General features: G+C 65.9%; 1 protein-coding gene. It reads right to left on the reverse strand.

Annotated features, from left to right (window positions below):
* Positions 1–249 (reverse strand): 30S ribosomal protein S11 (rpsK, locus tag ACR6JA_RS23380; protein ID WP_494599939.1); only part of this gene is annotated, 249 nt, incomplete at both ends.

The following is a 249-nucleotide window of genomic DNA, read 5'->3' on the forward strand; positions in this document are numbered from 1 at the left end:
AGCGCGCGGACCGACGATTCACGGCCGGGGCCGGGGCCCTTGATACGCACTTCCAGCGTCTTGATGCCGTATTCCAGCGCGACACGGCCGGCCGTTTCAGCGGCGACCTGCGCGGCGAACGGGGTCGACTTACGCGAACCCTTGAAGCCAGCACCGCCCGACGTGGCCCACGACAAAGCGTTGCCCTGACGGTCGGTGATGGTGATGATGGTGTTGTTGAACGAAGCGTGAACGTGCGCGATGCCGTCC

The organism is Cedecea sp. B1(4) (assembly GCF_059414925.1).